Annotated in this window: 17 protein-coding genes and 5 tRNA genes; all 22 read left to right on the top strand. The window is 65.2% G+C overall.

Annotation, left to right across the window (positions count from 1 at the left end):
- Positions 1-6 precede the first annotated feature (6 nt).
- Positions 7-83, top strand: a tRNA-Gln gene (locus I4U41_RS04105).
- Between the two features lie 103 nt (positions 84-186).
- On the top strand, positions 187-1,146 hold the full coding sequence (locus I4U41_RS04100) for a ribose-phosphate diphosphokinase (protein WP_206859840.1): 960 nt from the start codon (positions 187-189) through the stop codon (positions 1,144-1,146).
- Positions 1,147-1,252: 106 nt separating this feature from the next.
- Entirely contained in the window at positions 1,253-1,906 is a 654-nt protein-coding gene (locus I4U41_RS04095) for a 50S ribosomal protein L25/general stress protein Ctc (RefSeq protein ID WP_206859839.1), read from the top strand.
- Positions 1,907-1,960: 54 nt separating this feature from the next.
- Entirely contained in the window at positions 1,961-2,539 is a 579-nt protein-coding gene (pth, locus tag I4U41_RS04090) for an aminoacyl-tRNA hydrolase (RefSeq protein WP_206859838.1), read from the top strand.
- Between the two features lie 77 nt (positions 2,540-2,616).
- A complete protein-coding gene (gene ychF / locus I4U41_RS04085) occupies positions 2,617-3,708 on the top strand; it encodes a redox-regulated ATPase YchF (protein WP_206859837.1) in 1,092 nt (363 codons plus the stop codon).
- Positions 3,709-3,837: 129 nt separating this feature from the next.
- Positions 3,838-3,923, top strand: a tRNA-Tyr gene (locus I4U41_RS04080).
- Positions 3,924-4,019: 96 nt separating this feature from the next.
- Positions 4,020-4,093, top strand: a tRNA-Gly gene (locus I4U41_RS04075).
- 35 nt (positions 4,094-4,128) lie between these two features.
- Positions 4,129-4,204, top strand: a tRNA-Thr gene (locus I4U41_RS04070).
- A 48-nt stretch (positions 4,205-4,252) separates the two neighbouring features.
- Entirely contained in the window at positions 4,253-5,443 is a 1,191-nt protein-coding gene (gene tuf, locus I4U41_RS04065) for an elongation factor Tu (protein WP_206859825.1), read from the top strand.
- 155 nt (positions 5,444-5,598) lie between these two features.
- Positions 5,599-5,674: transfer RNA gene (locus I4U41_RS04060), tRNA-Trp, on the top strand.
- An 88-nt stretch (positions 5,675-5,762) separates the two neighbouring features.
- Positions 5,763-6,140 (top strand): preprotein translocase subunit SecE, encoded by a 378-nt coding sequence (gene secE / locus I4U41_RS04055; RefSeq protein ID WP_206859836.1) that lies wholly within the window; start codon positions 5,763-5,765, stop codon positions 6,138-6,140.
- A gap of 4 nt (positions 6,141-6,144) precedes the next feature.
- Positions 6,145-6,714 carry a transcription termination/antitermination protein NusG gene (nusG, locus tag I4U41_RS04050; protein WP_206859835.1) on the top strand — a complete coding sequence of 190 codons (570 nt, stop codon included), beginning with the start codon at positions 6,145-6,147 and terminating at the stop codon, positions 6,712-6,714.
- Positions 6,715-6,890: 176 nt separating this feature from the next.
- Positions 6,891-7,319 (top strand): 50S ribosomal protein L11, encoded by a 429-nt coding sequence (rplK, locus tag I4U41_RS04045; RefSeq protein ID WP_206859834.1) that lies wholly within the window; start codon positions 6,891-6,893, stop codon positions 7,317-7,319.
- A gap of 3 nt (positions 7,320-7,322) precedes the next feature.
- Complete coding sequence (gene rplA, locus I4U41_RS04040; RefSeq protein WP_206859833.1) at positions 7,323-8,021, top strand: 50S ribosomal protein L1; 699 nt, start codon at positions 7,323-7,325, stop codon at positions 8,019-8,021.
- 450 nt (positions 8,022-8,471) lie between these two features.
- Positions 8,472-8,999, top strand: coding sequence for a 50S ribosomal protein L10 (rplJ, locus tag I4U41_RS04035; RefSeq protein WP_206859832.1), 528 nt, complete (start codon positions 8,472-8,474; stop codon positions 8,997-8,999).
- Between the two features lie 63 nt (positions 9,000-9,062).
- The gene (rplL, locus tag I4U41_RS04030) at positions 9,063-9,434 is read left to right on the top strand and encodes a 50S ribosomal protein L7/L12 (RefSeq protein WP_206859831.1); all 372 of its coding nucleotides are present in this window, start codon (positions 9,063-9,065) and stop codon (positions 9,432-9,434) included.
- A 360-nt stretch (positions 9,435-9,794) separates the two neighbouring features.
- On the top strand, positions 9,795-13,964 hold the full coding sequence (rpoB, locus tag I4U41_RS04025) for a DNA-directed RNA polymerase subunit beta (RefSeq protein WP_206859830.1): 4,170 nt from the start codon (positions 9,795-9,797) through the stop codon (positions 13,962-13,964).
- A gap of 95 nt (positions 13,965-14,059) precedes the next feature.
- On the top strand, positions 14,060-18,286 hold the full coding sequence (gene rpoC / locus I4U41_RS04020; protein WP_206859829.1) for a DNA-directed RNA polymerase subunit beta': 4,227 nt from the start codon (positions 14,060-14,062) through the stop codon (positions 18,284-18,286).
- Between the two features lie 320 nt (positions 18,287-18,606).
- Positions 18,607-18,981 (top strand): 30S ribosomal protein S12, encoded by a 375-nt coding sequence (gene rpsL / locus I4U41_RS04015; RefSeq protein ID WP_206859828.1) that lies wholly within the window; start codon positions 18,607-18,609, stop codon positions 18,979-18,981.
- 56 nt (positions 18,982-19,037) lie between these two features.
- Positions 19,038-19,505 (top strand): 30S ribosomal protein S7, encoded by a 468-nt coding sequence (rpsG, locus tag I4U41_RS04010; RefSeq protein WP_206859827.1) that lies wholly within the window; start codon positions 19,038-19,040, stop codon positions 19,503-19,505.
- Between the two features lie 147 nt (positions 19,506-19,652).
- A complete protein-coding gene (gene fusA, locus I4U41_RS04005) occupies positions 19,653-21,773 on the top strand; it encodes an elongation factor G (RefSeq protein WP_206859826.1) in 2,121 nt (706 codons plus the stop codon).
- A gap of 85 nt (positions 21,774-21,858) precedes the next feature.
- Positions 21,859-23,049: an elongation factor Tu gene (gene tuf / locus I4U41_RS04000; protein ID WP_206859825.1), complete on the top strand. Its 1,191-nt coding sequence runs from the start codon at positions 21,859-21,861 to the stop codon at positions 23,047-23,049.
- Positions 23,050-23,223 lie beyond the last annotated feature (174 nt).

The following is a 23,223-nucleotide window of genomic DNA, read 5'->3' as shown; positions in this document are numbered from 1 at the left end:
CACTGCAGGGGCGTCGCCAAGTGGCCCAAGGCACCGGGTTTTGATCCCGGCATCCGTAGGTTCGAATCCTACCGCCCCTGCCAACTCCATCCGGAACCACTTGCTTGAGGGATCGGGCATTCGGGATTGGGGATTCGGTTCGTCGAATCCCCAATCCCGAATCCTTGATCCTCGACCGGCCCGACCATGCAGAACGATCGCAACCTGCTGATTTTCAGCGGTAACGCCAACCGCCCGCTCGCCGATTCGGTGTGCAGGGAACTCGGCATCCGCCTGGGCAAGGCGCTGGTCGGCCGTTTCTCCGACGGCGAAGTGCAGGTGGAAATCGAGGAGAACGTGCGCCGCCAGGAAGTGTTCGTCATCCAGCCGACGAACGCCCCCACGGCGGAGAACTTCATGGAACTGCTGGTGCTGGTGGATGCGCTCAAGCGCGCCTCGGCCGCCAGCGTGACCGCGGTGGTGCCGTACTTCGGCTACGCCCGCCAGGATCGCCGCCCGCGTTCCTCGCGCGTGCCGATCACGGCGAAGGTCGCGGCGAAGATGTTCAGCGCGGTCGGTACCGATCGCGTGTTGACGGTCGACCTCCACGCCGACCAGATCCAGGGCTTCTTCGACATCCCGGTCGACAACGTGTACGCCTCGCCGCTGCTGCTCGCCGACATCTGGCGCGCGCACGGTACGGAAAACATGGTGGTGGTCTCGCCCGACGTCGGCGGTGTGGTGCGTGCGCGCGCGATCGCCAAGCGCCTGGACGACGCGGATCTGGCGATCATCGACAAGCGCCGTCCGCGCGCCAACGTCGCCACGGTGATGAACATCATCGGTGACGTCGCCGGCAAGACCTGCGTGCTCGTCGACGACATCGTCGATACCGCCGGCACGCTGTGCGCCGCGGCGAACGCGCTCAAGGCGCAGGGCGCGACCAAGGTGGTCGCGTACTGCACGCATCCGGTGCTGTCGGGCGCGGCAATGGACAACGTGACCAGGTCGCAGCTCGACGAGCTGGTGGTCACCGACACCATCCGCCTCTCCGACGCGGCGCGGGCCTGCGGCAAGATCCGCCAGCTCAGCGTCGCCGAGCTGCTGGCCGAGACGATCCGGCGCGTGGCGTTCGGCGAGTCGGTCAGTTCGCTGTACGTGGATTGAAGTTTTCCGGGAGCGGTTTCCGGTCCCGGTCCAAAGGCTCTTCTGGTCGCGGAAGAGTCACATCGCCGCCGCGAGGCGGCATAACGAAGTAAGTGAGTAAACGAAAATGTCCGAACATACCCTCAAGGCCACTGGCCGCAAGGTCGAAGGGAAGGGTGCGAGCCGCCGCCTTCGCCACGCCGCCAGCATCCCGGCCATCGTCTACGGCGGCAAGTCCGAGCCGAAGGCGATCCAGCTCGACCACGAGAAGATCTGGCTGGCCCAGCAGAACGAGTGGTTCTACTCGTCGATCCTGAACCTCGACATCGACGGCACCGTCGAAGCCGTGCTCCTGCGCGACATCCAGCGCCATCCGTTCAAGCAGATCATCATGCACCTGGACTTCCAGCGCGTTGATCTGAACGCCGCGCTGAAGGCGTCGGTGCCGCTGCACTTCATCGGCCAGGAAGGCTCGCCGGCCGGCAAGTCGGCCGACGTCGTGATCACGCACGAACTCAACGAAGTCACCGTCAGCTGCCTGCCGCGCGACCTGCCGGAGTTCATCGAGATCGACCTGTCGGCGCTGAAGGTCGGCGACATCGTCCACCTGTCCGACATCAAGCTGCCCAAGGGCGTCGAGCTGCCGGAACTGAAGCTGGGCAAGGAACACGACGTCGCCGTCGTGATCGCCAAGCATGGCCGCGTCGAAGCCGAAGAGTCGGCCGAGGCTCCGTCGGCCGAAGTGCCGGCCACCAAGGCCGCCAAGAAGGACGAGAAGTAATCGCGTCCCGACGACCTGCCCGCGCGGGCGGGCAGGTTGCGGCGTGACTTCACGATGGACGGTTTGCGCCTCCTCGTCGGCCTGGGAAATCCCGGTGCCGAACATCTCCGGACCCGGCACAACGCCGGGTTCTGGTTTGTGGACGCCCTCGCGTTGCGCCAGGGTGTCCGCTTCGGCCTGGAATCCAAGCTGTTCGGCGAGACCGCCAAGGTCGATATCGCCGGCCGGCCCGTGTGGCTGCTCAAGCCGGCCACGTACATGAACCTTTCCGGCAAGTCGGTCACGGCGGCGCTGCGCTACTGGAAGATCGAGCCGGAACAGATGCTGGTCGTCCACGACGAACTGGATCTCGCTCCCGGTACCGCGCGCCTGAAGTTCGACGGCGGCCACGGCGGCCAGAACGGCCTGCGCGACATCACCAGGCTGCTCGGCCACGGCAAGTACCACCGCCTCCGCATCGGCATCGGTCACCCGGGCCACAAGGACCGCGTGACGTCCTGGGTGCTTGGCAAGCCCGGCGTGGACGATGAAGCGTCGATCCTGCGCGCCATCGGCGATGCCGACGACGTGCTTCCGCTGGCGGTCGCCGGCGATTTCAACGAAGCCATGAAGCGGCTGCACACCAGCCGATGATCCGCGATTGGTGATTGTCGATTCGCAGCGAGCGCAGCGAGTCGCCAATCACGAATCCCGAATCACGGAACACCGCCATGGGCATCAAATGCGGCATCGTCGGCCTGCCGAACGTCGGCAAGTCGACCCTCTTCAACGCCCTGACCAAGGCCGGCATCGCCGCGGCCAATTTCCCGTTCTGCACGATCGAGCCGAACGTCGGCGTCGTGCCGGTGCCGGATCCGCGCCTCAATGCGCTGTCGGAGATCGTCAAGCCGCAGAAGGTCATTCCGACCGCGGTGGAGTTCGTCGACATCGCCGGCCTCGTCGCCGGTGCCGCGAGCGGCGAAGGCCTGGGCAACAAGTTCCTCGCGCACATCCGCGAAGTCGATGCGATCACGCACGTCGTGCGCTGCTTCGAGAACGACGACGTCATCCACGTCAGCAACCGCATCGATCCGATTTCCGACATCGACACGATCGACACCGAGCTCGCGCTCGCCGACCTGGAGTCGGTGGAGAAGGCCCTGCAGCGCGCCGAGCGCTCGGCCAAGACCGGCGACAAGGACGCGAAGATCCGCGTGGAAGTGCTGGGTCGCGTTCGCGCGGGTCTCGACGACGGCAAGCCGGCGCGCGCGCTGGGGCTGTCGGACGATGACAGGCTCGTGCTGCGCGATCTTTTCCTGCTCACGCTCAAGCCGGTGATGTACGTCGCCAACGTGCTCGAGGACGGCTTCGAGAACAACCCGCACCTGGACGCCGTGCGCGCCCGCGCGGTGACCGAGGGCGCCGAAGTCGTGCCGGTCTGCGCGGCGATCGAGGAAGAGCTGAGCCAGCTCGACGATGCCGACCGCGATGCGTTCCTGGCCGACCTGGGCCTGGACGAGCCCGGCCTGAACCGGGTGATCCGCGCCGCGTACAAGCTTCTGGGCCTGCAGACCTACTTCACCGCCGGCGTGAAGGAAGTCCGCGCCTGGACCGTGAAGGCCGGCGCGACCGCGCCGCAGGCCGCGGCGGTGATCCACACCGACTTCGAGAAGGGCTTCATCCGCGCCGAAACCATCGCGTTCGACGATTTCATCAAGTACAAGGGCGAATCCGGCGCGCGCGATGCCGGGCGCCTGCGCCTGGAAGGCAAGGAATATCGCGTCCAGGAAGGCGACGTGCTGCACTTCCGCTTCAACGTGTAAGGCGCTGGCCTGCCGTTCGTCGGCGGGCCTGAAGGACCGGGAAAGTGCCCCAGGGCGCATCGCGCGAAAATTGATGCGTGAAACGCGTTGACAACCCCGGATCCCAGCCCCAAAATTGCGGGCTCTTTTGGAGGGATACCCAAGCGGCCAACGGGGGCAGACTGTAAATCTGCTGGCTTACGCCTTCGGTGGTTCGAATCCACCTCCCTCCACCAGTTCCAATCCGGCCCGGCTTCAAGCAAGGTCTGGTGGATGCAAGACCCGACGGACTTACCACCTGTCGGCGCAGTACCCAAGCAGGTTTGTCCGGCGCGGGAGTAGTTCAATGGTAGAACCTCAGCCTTCCAAGCTGATGGTGCGGGTTCGATTCCCGTCTCCCGCTCCATTGATGCCGCGACAGACGAACTGCTGGAACAACCTGCTCACGTAGCTCAGTCGGTAGAGCACCTCCTTGGTAAGGAGGAGGTCGCTGGTTCGATTCCAGTCGTGAGCACCATCTTTCCGTACCACCCGTAATTCCGTCCTTAAGCGAGAGTCGACTGTCATGGCCAAGGGTAAGTTTGAGCGCACCAAGCCGCACGTGAACGTGGGCACGATCGGTCACGTCGACCACGGCAAGACCACGCTGACGGCGGCGCTGACGAAGGTGGGCGCGGAGCGTTTCGGTGGCGAGTTCAAGGCGTACGACGCGATCGACGCGGCGCCGGAAGAGAAGGCGCGCGGCATCACGATCTCGACGGCGCACGTCGAGTACGAAAGCCCGACGCGCCACTACGCGCACGTGGACTGCCCGGGCCACGCCGACTACGTGAAGAACATGATCACGGGTGCGGCGCAGATGGACGGCGCGATCCTGGTGTGCTCGGCCGCTGACGGCCCGATGCCGCAGACGCGCGAGCACATCCTGCTGTCGCGCCAGGTGGGCGTGCCGTACATCGTGGTGTTCCTGAACAAGGCCGACATGGTGGACGACGCCGAGCTGCTGGAGCTCGTCGAGATGGAAGTGCGCGAGCTGCTGACGAAGTACGAGTTCCCGGGCGACGACACCCCGATCATCAAGGGTTCGGCGCGTCTGGCGCTGGAAGGCGACCAGTCGGAAATCGGCGTGCCGGCGATCCTGAAGCTGGTGGACGCGCTGGACACGTTCATTCCGGAGCCGCAGCGTGACGTCGACAAGCCGTTCCTGATGCCGGTGGAAGACGTATTCTCGATCTCGGGCCGCGGCACCGTGGTGACCGGCCGTATCGAGCGCGGCATCATCAAGGTGGGCGACGAAATCGAAATCGTCGGCATCCGCCCGACGCAGAAGACCACGGTCACCGGCGTCGAGATGTTCCGCAAGCTGCTGGACCAGGGCCAGGCGGGCGACAACGCCGGTCTGCTGCTGCGCGGCACCAAGCGTGACGACGTGGAGCGCGGCCAGGTGCTGGCCAAGCCGGGTTCGATCACCCCGCACACCGAGTTCGAAGCCGAGGTGTACGTGCTGTCGAAGGACGAAGGCGGCCGTCACACGCCGTTCTTCAAGGGCTACCGCCCGCAGTTCTACTTCCGCACGACCGACATCACCGGCGCGGTGACGCTGCCGGAAGGCGTCGAGATGGTCATGCCGGGCGACAACATCAAGATGTCGGTCACGCTGATCAACCCGGTGGCGATGGACGAAGGCCTGCGCTTCGCGATCCGCGAAGGCGGCCGTACGGTCGGCGCCGGCGTGGTGGCGAAGATTCTGAAGTAACAAACCGGCCCTGCGCGCCTTGGCGCGCAGGGCGCTTCCGCGAGAGCGGGATCCGACGACCTGGACGCGCCCTGCGGCTAGGCGACGCCGGAATCGACAGCAGGGCGGGCTTCGGTCCGCCCTTGCCGTCTGAGAAAGCCCTACACTAGTTCCATACGCCAGTAGCTCAATTGGCAGAGCAGCGGTCTCCAAAACCGCAGGTTGGGGGTTCGAGTCCCTCCTGGCGTGCCAACCCATGCGGGTCCTCCGCAGAAGCCCGGTCAGACGTGGTCGGTCTTTCCCTCTACAGACGCGGCGCGGCTGCCGCGCGATGGATCGGATGAACAGCAAGGTCGAACAACCCGGGTCCGGTTCCGCCGGCGACATCGTCAAGTACGCACTTGCGGTGCTGCTGGTGGCCGCTGGCGTGGCTACGTACATCTACTTCGACCAGTGGGCGGGTATCGCCCGCGCGGGCGCCGTGGCCGCCGGCCTCGTGCTCGCCGCTGTCGTGTTCCTGACCAGCGCCAAGGGGCTGCAGACCCGCGAGTTCCTCTCCGAGTCGCGCTTCGAGCTGCGCAAGGTCGTCTGGCCGACCCGTCAGGAAGCGATGCGCACCACCTGGGTGGTGATCATCGCGGTGGCCGTGCTGAGCCTGATCCTGGCCGCCATGGACCTGCTCATCCAGTTCCTGGTCAAGTTGATTCTGGGGCAGTAAGCAAATGACCGAAGTGCACAAGCGCTGGTACGTCGTCCACGCCTATTCGGGCTTCGAGAAGTCCGTGGCGCAGGCGCTGCGCGACCGCATCGCCCGTGACGGCATGCAGGACAAGTTCGGCGAAGTGCTCGTCCCGACCGAGGAAGTGGTCGAGATGCGCTCGGGCCAGAAGCGCCGTTCCGAACGCAAGTTCTTCCCCGGCTACGTGCTGGTCCAGATCGCGACCCATGAAGAGGCGGGCATCCCGCGCATGGACAACGAGAGCTGGCACCTGGTCAAGGAGACCCCGAAGGTCATGGGCTTCATCGGCGGCACCGCCGATCGTCCGCTCCCGATCGCCGACCGCGAGGCCGATGCCATCCTGCAGCGCGTTCAGGAAGGCGTCGAGAAGCCCAAGCCGAAGGTCCTGTTCGAGCCCGGCGAGATGGTCCGCGTCATCGACGGCCCGTTCAACGACTTCAACGGCGTGGTCGAGGAAATCAACTACGAGAAGAGCCGCCTGCGCGTGGCGGTGCTGATCTTCGGCCGCTCGACCCCGGTCGAGCTCGAATTCGGCCAGGTCGAAAAGGCCTAAATCTCTGCTATACTTGCCGGCTCGCTGCCTCTGGCGCGGGCCGGAACACCGGCCGCCGCAGGGCGGCCGTTGCCGTGTCAGCGGCAACCCCAGGTTCAAACGTGATGTCGGGACACGTGATTTTCCCGGCGCGATGGGGAGCCTGAGGTCCAGGCGCTAGCACCCGGAGAGAAGAAATGGCTAAGAAAGTAGTCGGTTACATCAAGCTGCAGGTCAAGGCCGGCCAGGCCAACCCGTCCCCGCCGGTGGGTCCGGCGCTGGGCCAGCGCGGCCTGAACATCATGGAGTTCTGCAAGGCCTTCAACGCCGCGACCTCCAAGCTCGAGCCGGGTCTGCCGACCCCGGTCATCATCACCGCGTACTCCGACCGTACGTTCACCTTCATCACCAAGTCGACCCCGGCCACGGTGCTGCTGAAGAAGGCTGCCGGCATCACGTCCGGTTCCAAGCGCCCGAACACCGAGAAGGTCGGCAAGGTCACCCGCGCCCAGCTGGAAGCCATCGCCAAGCAGAAGGAGCCCGACCTGACGGCGGCCGACCTCGATGCGGCGGTGAAGACGATTGCGGGTTCGGCCCGCAGCATGGGCCTGGTGGTGGAGGGTTAAGACATGGCAATGAGCAAGCGCGAGAAGGCCATCAAGGCCGCAGTCGTCCCGGGTAAGGCGTACGCCATCGACGAGGCGATCAAGATCATCAAGACCGCCACCAAGGCCAAGTTCGTCGAGTCCGTCGACGTCGCCGTGCGCCTGGGCGTGGATGCGAAGAAGTCGGACCAGCAGGTCCGCGGTTCCACCGTGCTGCCCGCCGGCACCGGCAAGAGCGTCCGCGTGGCGGTGTTCGCTCCGTCCGGTGCGAAGGCCGATGAGGCCCTGGCCGCGGGTGCCGAAGCCGTCGGCATGGACGATCTGGCCGAGAAGATGATGGCCGGCGACCTGAACTACGACGTCGTCATCGCCACGCCGGACGCCATGCGCGTCGTCGGCAAGCTGGGCCAGGTGCTCGGTCCGCGTGGCCTGATGCCGAACCCGAAGGTCGGCACCGTGTCGCCGAACCCGGCCGAGGCGGTCAAGAACGCCAAGGGCGGCCAGGTGCGTTACCGCACCGACAAGGCCGGCATCATCCACTGCACCATCGGCAAGGCCTCGTTCGAAGACGCCTCGCTGAAGGACAACCTGCAGGCCCTGCTGCTCGACCTGATCAAGGCCAAGCCGGCGACGGCGAAGGGTCAGTACCTGCAGAAGATCTCGATCAGCTCGACCATGGGCCCCGGCGTGACCGTGGACCAGGCCTCGCTGACCCTGAAGTGACGCATTGGCGCGCTCGCGCATAGCGCGAGCGCCTTTGCCAATGCGTCATCCCGGCGAAGGCCGGGATCCACCAGTGCCCTCACCGCAACAGCCGCGAGGACACTGGAAGAATCAAACGTCGATGGATCCGCGCAGCGGAATCGATTGACGAAACTTTTGAGGGCGTCGCAACGACTCCGGTCCGCGCGGCAGCCGTCAAAGACCGCAGGTGCGGTCAGCGCCTACCGGCGACGGGCAGGGATGCTCGACATGGCAGGGAATCGCCGTCGGTGGAAGCGGGGCTGCTTAATCCGGACCCGTCCGGGTCGGCCTGCGTAGATGGTGCCTTCTGGAAATCTTTCTGGATTGGCCACCACCGGGATGCTTCGACATCCCCGGCGCCAGGGATCCGGTGCCGCCCAGGACCGCAAGCGGCTGGAGCCGCGAGCGGAGTTCATTTGGAGGAGTGCAATGGCTCTCAATCTGTCCCAGAAGCAAGAAGTAGTCGCCGAATTGGCGGAAGTCGCTTCGAAGGCGCACTCCCTGGTCGCTGCCGAGTACGCAGGCACCACGGTCAGCCAGATGACCGCGATGCGCAAGAAGGCTCGCGAGACCGGCGTGTTCTTGAAGGTTGTCAAGAACACCCTGGCCGCGCGCGCCGTCGAAGGTACCGAGTTCGAGTGCACGAAAGACGCGCTCGTCGGTCCGCTGCTGTATGCGTTCTCGTCGGAAGACCCCGGTGCTGCCGGGCGTCTGATCAAGGAATTCGCCAAGACCAACGACAAGCTGCAGGCGAAGGTCGTTTCCATCGACGGCAAGCTCTACCCGGGCGCGCACGTCGAAGTCCTCGCTTCCCTGCCGACCCGCGAACAGGCCCTGGCCATGCTGGCCCGCGTCCTGGCCGAGCCGGTCACCATGTTCGGCCGCGCCGTCAAGGCGGTCGCCGACAAGCAGGGTGGTGGCGAAGCAACTGCCGAGGCCGCAGCCGAGACGGCGTAACCGCCGCTCGTGTGACGCGACTGAACCGATTCGTACGTTCAAATATTTCCAGAGGTTAACAACATGTCCCTTACCAACGAACAGATCGTCGACGCCGTTGCCGGCATGACCATCAGCCAGGTCATGGACCTGGTCAAGGCGATCGAAGACAAGTTCGGCGTCTCCGCCGCCGCTCCGGTTGCCGTGGCCGCTGGCCCGGCCACTGCCGGCCCGGCCGTCGAAGAGCAGACCGAGTTCACCGTCGTCCTGAAGGATGCCGGCGCGAAGAAGGTCGACGTCATCAAGGCGGTTCGCGCCATCACGGGCCTGGGCCTGAAGGAAGCGAAGGACCTGACCGAGGCCGGCGGCATCATCAAGGAAGGCGCTTCGAAGGAAGACGCCGAGAAGTTCAAGAAGGAACTCGAGGCCGCTGGCGCGACCGTCGAGCTGAAGTAAGCAGTACCCGCGTCGCCAGCTCTTGACCGAGAGCGCAGTACCGGCGACCACCTGAAGGCTGGGGACGAAAGTCCCCGGCCTTTGGCCGTTCCAAGGGAAACGCGGATTTTCACGTTCCCGGCAACAAAGAAAACCCAACCGAGTTGGTAGTTGGAAGCAGCACTAGAGGGCGTGCGGGTGCCGGCAATACCCGCGGCTTCCAACTGACAGTTCATTCCCCTGAAGGGGTCGCGATTCGAGACAACGGAAACGCCGCAAGCGAAACACGTCAGTCCGGTTGGAATGACATGGCACGCAGGCACCCGTTTCCCTTCTCGATCCGAACCTTCGATCCAGAGAAAACCGAGGCGGCAGCTCATCATGACCACGGCTTCCACGACGAATTATTCGTTCACCGAAAAGAAGCGCATCCGCAAGGACTTCGGCAAGCGCAAGTCGATCCTTGAAGTGCCCTTCCTGCTGGCCATCCAGGTCGATTCCTACCGCGAGTTCCTGCAGGAACACACCGATCCGGCCAAGCGTGCCGATCGCGGCCTCCATGCCGCGCTGAAGTCGGTGTTCCCGATCGTCAGCTACAGCGGCAACGCCGCGCTGGAATATGTCGGCTACAAGCTCGGCGAACCCCCGTTCGACGAGCGCGAGTGCCGCAACCGCGGCCTCTCCTACGGCGCGCCGCTGCGCGTGACCGTGCGCCTGGTGATCTACGACCGCGAGTCGTCGACCAAGGCCATCAAGTACGTGAAGGAGCAGGAGGTCTACATGGGCGAGATCCCGCTCATGACCGAGAACGGCACCTTCATCGTCAACGGCACCGAGCGCGTCATCGTCTCGCAGCTGCACCGTTCGCCGGGCGTGTTCTTCGACCACGACCGCGGCAAGACGCACAGCTCGGGCAAGCTGCTGTACAGCGCCCGCATCATTCCGTATCGCGGCTCGTGGCTGGACTTCGAGTTCGACCCGAAGGACGCGCTGTTCACCCGTATCGACCGTCGCCGCAAGTTGCCGGTGACCGTGCTGCTGCGTGCGCTCGGTTACAACAACGAAGAAATGCTGCGCGAGTTCTTCGAGATCAACACGTTCCACGTCGATCCGAGCGAAGGCGTGCAGCTGGAGCTCGTGCCGGAGCGCCTGCGCGGCGAAACGCTGAACTTCGACCTGTCCGATGGCGAGAAGGTCATCGTCGAAGCCGGCCGCCGCATCACCGCGCGCCACGTCAAGCAGCTGGAGCAGTCGGGCATCTCCGCCCTGGCCGTGCCGGACGAATACCTCGTCGGCCGCATCCTGGCGCATGACGTCGTCGACACGAAGTCCGGCGAACTGCTGGCCATCGCCAACGACGAGATCACCGAAGACCATCTGGCCGCGTTCCGCAAGGCCGGCATCGAGTCGGTCGGCACGTTGTGGGTGAACGACCTGGATCGCGGTGCGTACCTCTCGCACACCCTGCGTATCGACGCGACCAAGACGCAGCTGGAAGCGCTGGTCGAGATCTACCGCATGATGCGTCCGGGCGAGCCGCCGACCAAGGACGCCGCGCAGAACCTGTTCCACAACCTGTTCTTCACCTTCGAGCGCTACGACCTGTCGGCCGTGGGTCGCATGAAGTTCAACCGTCGCCTCGGCCGCAAGGAAACCGAGGGCGCGTCGGTGCTGTACGACGCCAAGTACTTCGCCGAGCGCAAGGACGAAGAGTCCGTGCGCCTGCGCGGCGAGTGCGGCCAGACGTCGGACATCCTCGACGTCATCCGCGTGCTGACCGAGATCCGCAACGGTCGCGGCACCGTCGACGACATCGATCACCTGGGCAACCGTCGCGTGCGTTCGGTCGGCGAAATGGCCGAGAACGTGTTCCGCGTCGGCCTGGTCCGCGTCGAGCGCGCCGTGAAGGAGCGCCTGTCGATGGCCGAGTCCGAAGGCCTGACGCCGCAGGAACTCATCAACGCCAAGCCGGTGGCCGCCGCGATCAAGGAGTTCTTCGGCTCCTCGCAGCTGTCGCAGTTCATGGACCAGAACAACCCGCTGTCGGAAGTCACGCACAAGCGTCGCGTGTCGGCCCTCGGTCCGGGCGGCCTGACCCGTGAGCGCGCCGGCTTCGAAGTGCGCGACGTGCACCCGACCCATTACGGTCGCGTCTGCACCATCGAGACGCCGGAAGGCCCGAACATCGGCCTGATCAATTCGCTGGCCGTGTTCGCGCGCACCAACAAGTACGGCTTCCTCGAGACGCCGTACCGCAAGGTCGTGGACGGTCGCGTGACCGATGCCGTCGAGTACCTGTCGGCGATCGAGGAGAACGAGTACGTCATCGCCCAGGCCAACGCGCCGCAGGACGAGAAGGGCCACATCACCGCCCAGTTCGTCGCGTGCCGTTACCAGGGCGAGTCGATGCTGCGTCCGCCGAGCGAGATCCACTTCATGGACGTCTCGCCGATGCAGACCGTGTCGGTCGCGGCGGCGCTGGTTCCGTTCCTGGAGCACGACGACGCCAACCGCGCACTGATGGGCGCGAACATGCAGCGCCAGGCCGTGCCGACGCTGCGTGCGCAGAAGCCGCTGGTCGGCACCGGCATCGAGCGCGCCGTGGCGCGCGACTCGGGCGTGACGGTGAACGCGCGTCGCGGTGGCGTGATCGAGCAGATCGACGCCGGCCGCATCGTGGTGAAGGTGAACGAGTCGGAGATCGTCGGTGAGACCGACGCCGGCGTCGACATCTACACGCTGATCAAGTACACGCGTTCGAACCAGAACACCTGCATCAACCAGCGTCCGCTGGTGAACGTGGGCGACGTGGTCGCGCGCGGCGACGTGCTGGCCGACGGTCCGTCGACCGACATCGGCGAGCTCGCGCTGGGCCAGAACATGCTGGTCGCGTTCATGCCGTGGAACGGCTACAACTTCGAAGACTCGATCCTGCTCTCCGAGCGTGTGGTCGAGCAGGATCGCTACACCACGATCCACATCGAAGAGCTGACCTGCGTCGCGCGCGACACCAAGCTGGGTCCGGAGGAAATCTCCGCAGACATCCCGAACGTCTCCGAGCAGGCGCTGAACCGCCTCGACGAGTCGGGCGTGGTGTACATCGGCGCCGAGGTGCGCGCGGGCGACATCCTCGTCGGCAAGGTCACGCCGAAGGGCGAGAGCCAGCTGACGCCGGAAGAAAAGCTGCTGCGCGCGATCTTCGGCGAGAAGGCGTCCGACGTTAAGGACAGCTCGCTGCGCGTGCCGCCGGGCATGGACGGCACCGTCATCGACGTGCAGGTCTTCACCCGCGACGGCATCGAGAAGGACAAGCGCGCCCGCCAGATCGAGGAATCGGAAATCCGTCGCGTCAAGAAGGACTTCGACGATCAGTACCGCATCCTCGAAGCCGCGATCTACGACCGATTGAAGTCCCAGCTGGTCGGCAAGACCGCCAACGGCGGCGGCGGCCTGAAGAAGGGCGATACCGTCACCTCGCTGGTGCTCGATGGCCTGGCGAAGAAGGACTGGTTCACCCTGCGCATGAAGGACGATGACGCCGTCGAGGCGATCGAGCGCGCGCAGAAGCAGATCGAAGTGCACAAGGCGGAGTTCGAGAAGCGCTTCGCCGACAAGCGCGGCAAGATCACCCAGGGCGACGACCTCGCTCCGGGCGTGCTGAAGATGGTGAAGGTGTTCCTCGCGGTGAAGCGCCGCATCCAGCCGGGCGACAAGATGGCCGGCCGTCACGGCAACAAGGGTGTCGTGTCGACCATCGTGCCGGTGCAGGACATGCCGTACGCGGCCGACGGCCAGACCGTCGACATCGTCCTGAACCCGCTGGGCGTGCCGTCGCGTATGAACATCGGCCAGATCCTGGAAGTGCATCTGGGCTGGGCCGCCAAGGGCCTGGGCCAGAAGATCCAGCGCATGCTGGAAGCACAGCAGGCGATCGGCGAGCTGCGCAAGTTCCTCAACGAGATCTACAACCACGACAACTCGGTCGTGGGTGAGCGCGTCGACCTGACGCAGTTCACCGATGAGGAGCTGCTGCGTCTGGCGAAGAACCTCACCGATGGCGTGCCGATGGCGACGCCGGTGTTCGACGGTGCGGCCGAGTCGGAGATCAAGCGCATGCTGGAGCTGGCGGACCTTCCGTCCAGCGGCCAGACCGAACTGTTCGACGGTCGTACCGGCGAAGCGTTCGAGCGCAAGGTCACCGTCGGCTACATGCACATGCTGAAGCTGAACCACCTGGTCGACGACAAGATGCACGCGCGTTCGACCGGTCCGTACTCGCTCGTCACCCAGCAGCCGCTGGGCGGCAAGGCGCAGTTCGGCGGCCAGCGTTTCGGCGAAATGGAAGTCTGGGCGCTGGAAGCCTACGGCGCGGCCTACACCCTGCAGGAAATGCTGACGGTGAAGTCCGACGACGTGCAGGGCCGCAACCAGATGTACAAGAACATCGTCGACGGCGAGTACGAGATGGTGGCCGGCATGCCGGAGTCCTTCAACGTCCTGGTGAAGGAAATCCGCTCGCTCGCGATCAACATGGAGCTGGAAGAGAACTGATCGGGTTGCGGGAAGCGCCGCGGAACGCGCGCTTCCCGCTGCATTGACTCAGCGATTTACGGCCCATCGACGAATTCCTCCGATTGGAGAAAAACATGAAAGACCTGCTCAACCTCTTCAACCAGCAGCGCGCGGCGATCGACTTCGACGCCATCAAGATCGCGCTGGCCTCGCCGGACCTGATCCGTTCCTGGTCCTACGGCGAAGTGAAGAAGCCGGAAACCATCAACTACCGCACCTTCAAGCCCGAGCGCGACGGCCTGTTCTGCGCCGCGATCTTCGGTCCGATCAAGGACTACGAGTGCCTGTGCGGCAAGTACAAGCGCATGAAGCACCGTGGCGTGGTGTGCGAGAAGTGCGGCACGGAAGTGACGCTGGCCAAGGTGCGCCGCGAGCGCATGGGCCACATCGACCTGGCCTCGCCGGTCGCGCACATCTGGTTCCTGAAGTCGCTTCCGTCCCGCATCGGCCTGATGCTGGACATGACGCTGCGCGACATCGAACGCATCCTGTACTTCGAAGCCTACGTGGTGACGGAGCCGGGCCTGACCGCGCTGGAGCGCGGCACGCTGCTCACCGAAGAGCAGTTCCTGCAGGCGCGCCAGGAGCACGGCGACGACTTCGAGGCGTCGATGGGCGCCGAGGCCGTCTATGAGCTGCTGCGCACGATCGATCTGCAGTCGGAAATGGTCACGCTGAAGGAAGAGATCGCCGCGACCAACAGCGAGACCAAGCTCAAGCGCCTCACCAAGCGCATCAAGCTGGTCGAAGCCTTCCTCGAATCCGGCAACCGTCCGGAGTGGATGGTCATGACCGTGCTGCCGGTGCTGCCGCCGGACCTGCGTCCGCTGGTGCCGCTGGACGGTGGCCGCTTCGCGACCTCCGACCTCAATGACCTGTACCGCCGCGTCATCAACCGCAACAACCGCCTGCGTCGCCTGCTCGAACTCAACGCGCCCGACATCATCGTGCGCAACGAGAAGCGCATGCTGCAGGAGTCGGTCGACGCGCTGATGGACAACGGCCGTCGCGGCCGTGCCATCACCGGCACCAACAAGCGCCCGCTCAAGTCGCTCGCCGACATGATCAAGGGCAAGCAGGGCCGCTTCCGCCAGAACCTGCTCGGCAAGCGCGTGGACTACTCGGGCCGTTCGGTCATCGTGGTCGGTCCGACCCTGCGCCTGCACGAGTGCGGCCTGCCGAAGAAGATGGCGCTGGAGCTGTTCAAGCCCTTCATCTTCGCCAAGCTGCAGCGCCGTGGCCTCGCCACGACGATCAAGGCCGCCAAGAAGCTCGTCGAGCGCGAAGAGGCCGAGGTGTGGGACATCCTCGAAGAGGTGATCCGCGAGCATCCGGTCCTGCTGAACCGCGCGCCGACGCTGCACCGCCTGGGCATCCAGGCGTTCGAGCCGGTGCTGATCGAAGGCAAGGCGATCCAGCTGCATCCGCTGGTCTGCACCGCGTTCAACGCCGACTTCGACGGTGACCAGATGGCCGTCCACGTGCCGCTCTCGCTGGAAGCCCAGCTGGAAGCGCGTGCGCTGATGATGGCGTCGAACAACATCCTGTCGCCGGCGAACGGCGAGCCGATCATCGTGCCGTCGCAGGACGTCGTGCTCGGCCTGTACTACATGACCCGCGCCCTGGAAAACAAGGCGGGCGAGGGCATGGCGTTCGCCAACGTCGCCGAAGTCAAGCGCGCCTACGACAACCGCGTCGTGCAGCTGCACGCCAAGTGCAAGGTGCGCATCACCGAGACGGTGAGGAACGAGGACGGCACCACCGAGCAGAAGACCTCGATCGTCGACACGACCGTGGGTCGCGCCCTGCTGCGTGAAATCCTGCCGGAAGGCCTGCCGTTCGCGCTGGCCAACGTCGAGCTGACCAAGAAGAACATCAGCCGCCTGATCAACTCGTGCTACCGCATGCTCGGCCTGAAGGACACGGTCGTGTTCGCCGACAAGCTGATGTACACCGGCTTCGGCTACGCAACGCGTGCCGGCGTGTCGATCGGCATCGACGACATGCTCATCCCGGTCGAGAAGAAGGGCATCCTGGACGAGGCGGAAGCCGAAGTCCTGGAAATCCAGGAGCAGTACCAGTCGGGTCTGGTCACCGCCGGCGAGCGCTACAACAAGGTCGTCGACATCTGGTCGCGCACGAACGAGCGCGTGGCCAAGGCGATGATGGACGCGATCGGCACCGAGAAGGTGCAGAACGCGAAGGGCGAGACCATCGACCAGAAGTCGATGAACTCGATCTACATCATGGCCGACTCCGGCGCGCGTGGTTCGCAGGCGCAGATCCGTCAGCTGGCCGGCATGCGCGGCCTGATGGCCAAGCCGGACGGCTCGATCATCGAGACGCCGATCACCGCGAACTTCCGCGAAGGCCTGAACGTCCTCCAGTACTTCATCTCGACCCACGGTGCCCGTAAGGGTCTGGCCGATACCGCGCTGAAGACGGCGAACTCGGGTTACCTGACCCGCCGCCTCGTCGACGTGGCGCAGGACGTGGTGATCACCGAGACCGATTGCGGCACGTTCGAAGGTCTCACCATGACCCCGATCGTCGAAGGCGGCGACGTGGTCGAACCGCTGCGCGACCGCGTGCTCGGTCGCGTCGTGGCCGAGGACGTGTTCCTGCCGGGCAACGACGAGGAACCGATCGTCACGCGCAACACCCTGCTCGACGAAGCCTGGGTGCAGAAGCTCGAGGACGCCAGCGTCCAGTCGATCAAGGTGCGTTCGACCATCACCTGCTCCAGCTCGTTCGGCGTGTGCTCGCACTGCTACGGTCGCGACCTGGGTCGCGGTCACCTGGTCAACCACGGCGAAGCGGTCGGCGTCGTCGCCGCGCAGTCGATCGGCGAGCCGGGTACGCAGCTGACGATGCGTACGTTCCACATCGGTGGTGCGGCGTCGCGTGCTGCGGCCATCGACAACGTGACCGTCAAGACCACCGGTACGATCAAGTTCAACAACCTCAAGCACGTCGAGCACGCCAGCGGCAGCCTGGTGGCGGTCTCGCGTTCGGGCGAACTGTCGGTGCTCGACGGCCACGGCCGCGAGCGCGAGCGCTACAAGCTGCCGTACGGCGCCACCGTCACCGTGAAGGACGGCGCGGAGATCAAGGCCGGCCAGACGGTCGCCAACTGGGATCCGCATAACCACCCGATCGTGTCGGAAGTGGCGGGCTTCGTGCGCTTCATCGACTTCGTCGACGGCGTCACCGTCATCGAGAAGACCGACGAACTGACCGGCCTGGCCTCGCGCGAGATCACCGATCCGAAGCGTCGCGGCTCGCAGGGCAAGGACCTGCGTCCGATCGTCCGCATCGTCGACAAGAACGGCAAGGACCTGACCATCCCGGGTACCGACCTGCCGGCGCAGTACCTGCTGCCGCCGCGCTCGATCGTGAACCTGCAGGACGGCGCGCCGGTGGGCGTGGGCGACGTGGTCGCCAAGATCCCGCAGGAAGCGTCGAAGACCCGCGACATCACCGGTGGTCTGCCGCGCGTGGCCGACTTGTTCGAAGCCCGCAAGCCGAAGGATCCGGCGGTGCTGGCGGAGCGTTCGGGCATCGTGTCGTTCGGCAAGGACACCAAGGGCAAGCAGCGCCTGATCATCAAGGACACCGACGGAAACGAGCACGAAGAGCTCATCCCGAAGTACCGCCAGATCATCGTGTTCGAAGGCGAGCACGTCGAGAAGGGCGAGACCGTGGTGGACGGCGAGCCGAGCCCGCAGGACATCCTGCGCCTGCTGGGGGTCGAGCCGCTGGCCGTGTACCTGACCAAGGAAATCCAGGACGTCTACCGCCTGCAGGGCGTGAAGATCAACGACAAGCACATCGAGGTGATCGTTCGCCAGATGCTGCGCAAGGTCGAGATCATCGACCAGGGCGACAGCAAGTTCCTCAATGGCGAGCAGGTCGAGCGCCAGCGCGTGATCGAGGAGAACGCGCGCCTGGCGGGTCGCAACGAGATCGTGGCGAAGTTCGAGCCGGTGCTGCTCGGCATCACCAAGGCCTCGCTGGCGACCGAGTCGTTCATCTCGGCGGCTTCCTTCCAGGAAACCACCCGCGTGCTGACCGAGGCCGCCGTGCGCGGTACCCGCGACAGCCTGCGCGGCCTGAAGGAGAACGTGATCGTGGGTCGCCTGATCCCGGCCGGTACCGGTCTGGCGTACCACACCCAGCGCCGTCGCGGCGCCACGGGCCTGACGGAATCGGAGCTGGAAGCGCTGTCCACCCCGGTGGCGAGCGCCGAGCCGGCGACCGAGACCGCCGACGTCCAGGGCGAGGAGTCCAGCGCCTCGTAAGGGGCGCCACGCCGGGCGGGTTTCCACCCGCCCGGTTTGCCGGTACAATCCCGGGCGTTTTCGCGAACCTTCGTGGTTCGCCCAGATCACGAAATGAGGTCGCACGGAATGCGCCTCGTGTTCGGCCCAGGACGGGCGGGATCGCAGTGAAGCCCCAGCCGTGCGCCATCCATGATGGCCGGGCAGGGCATCCGGTTTAGTCCGCGTTGACGGTAACGTCGAACGCGGGCTATACTTTTTCGTCTCGGTATGCCGGGTTCCTCCGGCGTGCCGTTCGTTTTTTCCACGTAGGCCCGACGGCCTTCCTCAAAGAGTTCCAGATGGCGACGATCAATCAGCTGGTCCGCAAGCCGCGGCAGGCGACCACCTACAAGAGCGCCTCGCCGGCGCTGGCGAACTGCCCGCAGCGTCGTGGCGTTTGCACCCGTGTGTACACCACCACCCCGAAGAAGCCGAACTCGGCGCTGCGCAAGGTGGCCAAGGTGCGCCTGACCAACGGTTACGAGGTCATCTCGTACATCGGTGGCGAAGGCCACAACCTGCAGGAGCACTCGGTGGTGCTGATCCGCGGCGGCCGTGTGAAGGACCTGCCGGGCGTGCGTTACCACACCGTGCGTGGTTCGCTCGACGCCGCCGGCGTCGCCAAGCGTCGCCAGGCCCGCTCCAAGTACGGCGCCAAGCGTCCGAAGTCCTGATCCGTTCGGTCGCTCCAACGGCCTTTCGTACAAGAATCACAGAATAGGTACGCACCATGTCGCGTAAAGGTTCCACCCCCCAGCGTTCGGTCCTGCCGGACCCCAAGCACGGCAGCGAGACGATCGCCCGTTTCATCAACATGGTCATGCAGAGTGGCAAGAAGTCGGTCGCCGAGAAGATCGTCTACGGCGCGATGGATGTCATCGGCGAGAAGAACCCCAACGCCCTCGAACTCGTCGAGAAGGCGCTGGGCAACGTGGCTCCGGCGGTCGAAGTGAAGTCGCGTCGCGTCGGCGGCGCCACCTACCAGGTGCCGGTCGAAGTGCGCGCCTCGCGCCGCATGGCGCTGGCGATGCGTTGGCTGATCGAGTCGGCCCGCAAGCGCGGTGAAAACACGATGCCGCGCAAGCTCGCGGCGGAACTGCTGGACGCCTCGGAAAACCGTGGCGGCGCCATCAAGAAGCGCGAAGAAACCCACCGCATGGCGGAAGCGAACAAGGCGTTCGCTCACTACCGCTGGTGATCTGAGCGAGGCGGCCCCATATCGGGGTCGCCGGCCCCGGCAGCCCGCTGAGCTGCCGCGGCGGCAAGAGAGCCGCCATGCGAACCGGACGCCGGCCCAGTGCCGGCATCTGGCCATCTGGAATTCCAAAATTTACGAGAGGGTCCCGTGGCTCGCACCACTCCCATCGAGCGTTACCGCAACTTCGGCATCATGGCCCACATCGATGCCGGCAAGACCACCACGTCGGAACGCATCCTGTTCTACACCGGCGTCAGCCACAAGATCGGCGAAGTGCACGAAGGTGCCGCGACGATGGACTGGATGGAGCAGGAGCAGGAGCGCGGCATCACCATCACGTCGGCCGCGACGACCGCGTTCTGGACCGGCATGGACAAGTCCCTGCCGCAGCACCGCTTCAACATCATCGACACCCCAGGCCACGTCGACTTCACCATCGAGGTGGAGCGTTCGCTGCGCGTGCTCGACGGCGCGGTGTTCGTCCTGTGCGCCGTCGGTGGCGTGCAGCCGCAGTCCGAGACCGTGTGGCGCCAGGCCAACAAGTACTCGGTGCCGCGCATGGCGTTCGTCAACAAGATGGACCGCACCGGTGCCAACTTCGACAAGGTCGTCGAACAGCTGAAGTCCCGCCTGGGCGCGTACGCCGTGCCGATGCAGGTGCCGGTCGGCGCTGAAGACGGCTTCGAGGGCGTGATCGACCTGCTCAAGATGAAGGCCATCCACTGGGATGTCGCCTCGCAGGGCACGAAGTTCGAGTACCGCGACATTCCGGCCGATCTGCAGGCGAAGTCCGAGGCTGCGCGCAGCTTCATGGTCGAAGCCGCGGCCGAAGCGAACGAAGCGCTGATGGACAAGTACCTGTCCGAAGGCGAGCTGTCGGAGGCCGAGATCATCGCCGGCCTGCGCGAGCGCACCCTGCGCGTGGAAATCGTGCCGGTGTTCTGCGGCTCGGCGTTCAAGAACAAGGGCGTGCAGGCCATGCTCGACGGCGTGATCAACCTGCTGCCGTCGCCGGCCGATCGTCCGCCGGTGCAGGGCATCGACGAGAACGAAAAGGAAGACAGCCGCAAGGCGTCGGATTCCGAGCCGTTCTCCGCGCTCGCGTTCAAGATCATGACCGACCCGTTCGTCGGCGCGCTGACGTTCTTCCGCGTCTACTCGGGCGTGCTCAACTCCGGCGACCAGGTGTTCAACCCGGTCAAGTCGAAGAAGGAGCGCATCGGCCGCATCCTGCAGATGCACGCCAACCAGCGTGACGAAATCAAGGAAGTCCGCGCGGGCGACATCGCTGCCGCCGTGGGCCTGAAGGACGTGACCACCGGCGACACGCTGTGCGCCGCCGACCACGTCATCACGCTCGAGCGCATGACCTTCCCGGAACCCGTCATCTCGATGGCGGTCGAGCCGAAGACGAAGTCGGACCAGGAAAAGATGGGCATGGCCCTGTCGCGTCTCGCGCAGGAAGATCCCTCCTTCCGCGTCCGTACCGACGAGGAATCCGGCCAGACCATCATCGCCGGCATGGGCGAGCTGCACCTGGACATCATCGTCGACCGCATGCGTCGCGAGTTCAACGTGGAAGCGAACGTCGGCAAGCCGCAGGTGGCCTACCGCGAAACGATCCGCAAGTCGGACGTGAAGTCGGACTACAAGCACGCCAAGCAGTCGGGCGGTAAGGGTCAGTACGGTCACGTCGTGATCGAGCTGTCGCCGATGACCGAAGCCGATCGCGCCAATCCGGACGTCGAGAACGATTTCCTGTTCATCAACGACATCACCGGTGGCGTGATCCCGAAGGAATTCATCCCGGCGGTCGAGAAGGGCCTGCGTGAGACGATCACCAGCGGTCCGCTCGCCGGCTTCCCGGTGGTGAACGTCAAGGTCAAGCTCGTCTTCGGTTCGTACCACGACGTCGACTCGTCGGAGATGGCGTTCAAGCTCGCCTCGTCGATGGCCTTCAAGGAGGGCTTCCGCAAGGCCGATCCGGTCCTGCTGGAGCCGATGATGAAGGTCGAGATCGTGACGCCGGAAGAGTACGTCGGCGACGTCATGGGCGATGTGAGCCGCCGCCGTGGCCTGCTGTCCGGTCAGGACGACAGCCCGTCGGGCAAGGTCATCAACGCGATGGTGCCGCTGGGCGAAATGTTCGGCTACGCGACGTCGCTGCGTTCGATGTCGCAGGGCCGCGCGACCTTCACGATGGAGTTCGACCACTACGCCGAAGCCCCGGCCAACATCGCCGACGCGGTGATGAAGAAGGGCGGCTGATAGCTGAGTCCGCGGGTGCCGGCCCCCGCCGGCACCCTGTTATGCCAGATCAACTAGCAACAACTTTTTTTAGAGAGAGATAGCCATGGCCAAGGGTAAGTTTGAGCGCACCAAGCCGCACGTGAACGTGGGCACGATCGGTCACGTCGACCACGGCAAGACCACGCTGACGGCGGCGCTGACGAAGGTGGGCGCGGAGCGTTTCGGTGGCGAGTTCAAGGCGTACGACGCGATCGACGCGGCGCCGGAAGAGAAGGCGCGCGGCATCACGATCTCGACGGCGCACGTCGAGTACGAAAGCCCGACGCGCCACTACGCGCACGTGGACTGCCCGGGCCACGCCGACTACGTGAAGAACATGATCACGGGTGCGGCGCAGATGGACGGCGCGATCCTGGTGTGCTCGGCCGCTGACGGCCCGATGCCGCAGACGCGCGAGCACATCCTGCTGTCGCGCCAGGTGGGCGTGCCGTACATCGTGGTGTTCCTGAACAAGGCCGACATGGTGGACGACGCCGAGCTGCTGGAGCTCGTCGAGATGGAAGTGCGCGAGCTGCTGACGAAGTACGAGTTCCCGGGCGACGACACCCCGATCATCAAGGGTTCGGCGCGTCTGGCGCTGGAAGGCGACCAGTCGGAAATCGGCGTGCCGGCGATCCTGAAGCTGGTGGACGCGCTGGACACGTTCATTCCGGAGCCGCAGCGTGACGTCGACAAGCCGTTCCTGATGCCGGTGGAAGACGTATTCTCGATCTCGGGCCGCGGCACCGTGGTGACCGGCCGTATCGAGCGCGGCATCATCAAGGTGGGCGACGAAATCGAAATCGTCGGCATCCGTCCGACGCAGAAGACCACGGTCACGGGCGTGGAGATGTTCCGCAAGCTGCTGGACCAGGGCCAGGCGGGCGACAACGCCGGTCTGCTGCTGCGCGGCACCAAGCGTGACGACGTGGAGCGCGGCCAGGTGCTGGCCAAGCCGGGTTCGATCACCCCGCACACCGAGTTCGAAGCCGAGGTGTACGTGCTGTCGAAGGACGAGGGTGGCCGTCACACGCCGTTCTTCAAGGGCTACCGCCCGCAGTTCTACTTCCGCACCACCGACATCACCGGCGCGGTGACGCTGCCGGAAGGCGTCGAGATGGTCATGCCGGGCGACAACATCAAGATGTCGGTCACGCTGATCAACCCGGTCGCGATGGACGAAGGCCTGCGCTTCGCGATCCGCGAAGGCGGCCGCACCGTCGGCGCCGGCGTCGTGGCGAAGATCCTGAAGTGATGAACGAAGCCCGGCGCCTCGCGCGCCGGGCTTTGTCTTGCCGGACCCGGTGCTTGCGCAGGCTGTGGATATCCGGTTAGAATGCACGACCACTGCGGCAGATCCCTCGGGAACCGCCGCAACCAGCGAAATGAGGTGCAGGAAGCGCCTCGTGTTCGCCAGACAGGGACATGT

Origin of the sequence: Lysobacter changpingensis (genome assembly GCF_017308985.1) — a bacterium.
GTDB lineage: Bacteria > Pseudomonadota > Gammaproteobacteria > Xanthomonadales > Xanthomonadaceae > Lysobacter_J > Lysobacter_J changpingensis.
The sequence above is the reverse complement of the archived record's forward strand: the minus strand, read 5'-3'. Positions and strand labels throughout refer to the sequence as shown.

Coding starts and splice junctions, on each gene's coding strand:
- rpsL (WP_206859828.1), top strand. CDS start 18,607: ATGGCGACGATCAATCAGCTGGTCCGCAAGCCGCGGCAGGCGACCACC.
- rplA (WP_206859833.1), top strand. CDS start 7,323: ATGGCAATGAGCAAGCGCGAGAAGGCCATCAAGGCCGCAGTCGTCCCG.
- rpsG (WP_206859827.1), top strand. CDS start 19,038: ATGTCGCGTAAAGGTTCCACCCCCCAGCGTTCGGTCCTGCCGGACCCC.
- rpoC (WP_206859829.1), top strand. CDS start 14,060: ATGAAAGACCTGCTCAACCTCTTCAACCAGCAGCGCGCGGCGATCGAC.
- tuf (WP_206859825.1), top strand. CDS start 4,253: ATGGCCAAGGGTAAGTTTGAGCGCACCAAGCCGCACGTGAACGTGGGC.
- ychF (WP_206859837.1), top strand. CDS start 2,617: ATGGGCATCAAATGCGGCATCGTCGGCCTGCCGAACGTCGGCAAGTCG.
- I4U41_RS04095 (WP_206859839.1), top strand. CDS start 1,253: ATGTCCGAACATACCCTCAAGGCCACTGGCCGCAAGGTCGAAGGGAAG.
- secE (WP_206859836.1), top strand. CDS start 5,763: ATGAACAGCAAGGTCGAACAACCCGGGTCCGGTTCCGCCGGCGACATC.
- rpoB (WP_206859830.1), top strand. CDS start 9,795: ATGACCACGGCTTCCACGACGAATTATTCGTTCACCGAAAAGAAGCGC.
- pth (WP_206859838.1), top strand. CDS start 1,961: ATGGACGGTTTGCGCCTCCTCGTCGGCCTGGGAAATCCCGGTGCCGAA.
- I4U41_RS04100 (WP_206859840.1), top strand. CDS start 187: ATGCAGAACGATCGCAACCTGCTGATTTTCAGCGGTAACGCCAACCGC.
- nusG (WP_206859835.1), top strand. CDS start 6,145: ATGACCGAAGTGCACAAGCGCTGGTACGTCGTCCACGCCTATTCGGGC.
- rplJ (WP_206859832.1), top strand. CDS start 8,472: ATGGCTCTCAATCTGTCCCAGAAGCAAGAAGTAGTCGCCGAATTGGCG.
- rplK (WP_206859834.1), top strand. CDS start 6,891: ATGGCTAAGAAAGTAGTCGGTTACATCAAGCTGCAGGTCAAGGCCGGC.
- rplL (WP_206859831.1), top strand. CDS start 9,063: ATGTCCCTTACCAACGAACAGATCGTCGACGCCGTTGCCGGCATGACC.
- tuf (WP_206859825.1), top strand. CDS start 21,859: ATGGCCAAGGGTAAGTTTGAGCGCACCAAGCCGCACGTGAACGTGGGC.